The following is a 1,392-nucleotide window of genomic DNA, read 5'->3' as shown; positions in this document are numbered from 1 at the left end:
AAACAAGCGGTTCGAAGGCTCGAGAATCTTGGTTTTCAGGTAGCTCTCACCGCCTCGACAGCCTCGTAACCATCTTGATTTCACATAAATTCTATGAAGCACAGTTTTTAAAAAAACACTAAAGCTGAGCTTAGTTTCGTATTGCCAATTTTAGATCTATGCTATGTGAAATTTTCGGGGTAGCGGAAAGAAGCCGCCGATCGAATCCTAGGTAGCCTCGTGGTATAAGCATGTGAGCTATCGTGAATCTGTTTGTCGAAAGTTTGGCGTTTGTCTCCTTGTAATGCAAACAGGTAAGAAGTGATTAACACGTTGTGTTCCATATTCTTCTCGTCAACGAACGGAACCGAACCCATAAAAAAACTAGACAATAAGGAGGAAGGATGGTTAGATAAATAGAGATATAAAATTCGATCTAGGAGTCTGCAAAATAATGAGTAAATTTGTAAAATTACCGAAAGCTGCTGTCTTTGGTGCTGCAAATGGTGTGATGTTCATGACTTTTTTTGGGGCTCTTTGGGCTTCCATTGGTATTATTGGTTCACGTGGACTTGGAGATCCTTGGTCACTTGTTCTTTCAAGTATTGTGACATTAATCTTACTTAGCGGAGCGATATCACTTTTTGGTAAAGCTCGTAACATGAACCATGCTTCTACACCAGAAGAGAGAGAACATTGGAGAAAAATAAATCGAAAATTTGGTTTGATCTTTGGTCTGGAAGGTCTTGCTATCTTTATCGCAAGTATGATTTGCAACATCATCAATAATTTTGAAGTCTTTTTTCCTATCATGGCAATTATAGTCGGTATTCATTTTTTTCCTTTAGCTCGATTGTTTCGAGAAAATTTTTATTATGGTACAGGTGTAATGCTCTGTATTTTAGGCGTTATTACTTTCTTTTTACCAATGAATGCTACTGTTAACAATGTAACTCTGATTGCGACGTCTACTTTCATCGGTTTTGGTTCTGCTCTGACGCTATGGGTGACAGGTCTGAGAATCTGGACTGCTATGCTTAAACAATTGAAACAAATATAAAAAAGAGCGATGATTGAACAGCACTTGAACTGCACCCCCAATTGTGATCATACATAACAATTGAAGGTGCAGTTTATTTATTATGATCAAGTATTATTTAAAACAATTAAAGGCTGAGTGCGAGTGAACGAGTTCATCATGAATAAGCCCATTCTGTGGTGCATTGCTGCAAATGTGTTCAATTGAGCAGCTTCTTCATCCTCACCTTTGTTCAACTATCCTGCCCTTTAGCTTAATGAGGCCGCCCGATCACACCTACGGCGGCCTCATGATGATTGTGTTGAGCTATCGTTTCCCGCTAAATCCTGCTAGCTTAGCCTAATCAATATTATTGAGTTCCAGTCTTAATTGTT

At 38.8% G+C, this 1,392-nt stretch carries 1 protein-coding gene; it reads left to right on the top strand.

Translation table 11 applies throughout. The features are described from left to right. The first annotated feature begins 433 nt into the window (after positions 1-433). Positions 434-1,039: a hypothetical protein gene (locus ACFQI7_RS37720; RefSeq protein ID WP_218103601.1), complete on the top strand. Its 606-nt coding sequence runs from the start codon at positions 434-436 to the stop codon at positions 1,037-1,039. Positions 1,040-1,392: the final 353 nt, after the last annotated feature.

The organism is Paenibacillus allorhizosphaerae, from assembly GCF_042659105.1.
Taxonomy (GTDB): domain Bacteria; phylum Bacillota; class Bacilli; order Paenibacillales; family NBRC-103111; genus Paenibacillus_G; species Paenibacillus_G allorhizosphaerae.
The sequence above is the reverse complement of the archived record's forward strand: the minus strand, read 5'-3'. Positions and strand labels throughout refer to the sequence as shown.

Bases quoted from the DNA above. Each gene is read 5' to 3' on its own strand.
- ACFQI7_RS37720 (WP_218103601.1), top strand. From the start codon at position 434: ATGAGTAAATTTGTAAAATTACCGAAAGCTGCTGTCTTTGGTGCTGCA.